Genomic DNA, 730 nt, shown 5'->3' with positions numbered 1-730 from the left:
ATGAAGGTCAGACCGTTTCTTACATCGCCGAACCCTTCATTGTTCACGTTCTTCCATTCATCGTTGGATAAATTGGTTGACGTTATATGGGCTGGAAGGATTAAAAAGCTTGCCGCGAGGAAGGCCTGCTCGATGGAATTTAGCCCCGCTTTTTAGTTTGCTGTCGTTCTTATTATCATATTCCCCGCAAAATTTTGGCTGTCTATGTTCACGCTGGAGTATTGAACTTTTGACTCAAATCATCAAATGAATTATTAGGATTATCACTGTCGAAAAGTACGCTTTATCGTTACTTTTGTCAGGTGGGTATTGTCTGGCGAAGAGCGGCGCCTGCCGTCAAAAAGCCTGATCCGGAGTATGACGAAAAAATGGCAAAAATCACCGAGGCCTTAACCAACGTATCGGAGCAACATCCTGTTTTTTTATGAAGATGAAGTCGATATCGCTCTGAATCCTAAAATCGGGGCAGACTGGTGTCTAAAAGGACAACAAAAACGTGTCATGACGCCGGGGAAAAACCAAAAACACTACCTTGCAGGCTGCCTTGATGCACGCACAGGTCAAATGACCTATGTCCGCGGTATAAAGAAAAACTCTGATTTATTTATCAATATGTTAAAGAAACTGAATAGCCAGTATCGTTCTGCAAAAAGCATCACGTTAATTTTAGATAATTATGGTATTCACAAAAGCGGGAAAGTCAGGGAGTAGCTAAAACAAAATCCTCAAT

Annotated in this window: 1 pseudogene; it reads left to right on the top strand. The window is 41.6% G+C overall.

Going from position 1 to position 730, the window contains the following annotated elements:
* Nucleotides 1-28: 28 nt before the first annotated feature.
* Nucleotides 29-708: pseudogene (locus tag AAC147_RS05995) on the top strand (IS630 family transposase); the annotation flags it as partial.
* Nucleotides 709-730: the final 22 nt, after the last annotated feature.

Origin of the sequence: Xenorhabdus sp. NBAII XenSa04, assembly GCF_963866145.1 — a bacterium.
Classification (GTDB): Bacteria; Pseudomonadota; Gammaproteobacteria; order Enterobacterales; family Enterobacteriaceae; genus Xenorhabdus; species Xenorhabdus indica.
This window is presented reverse-complemented; position numbering and strand designations above follow the sequence as displayed.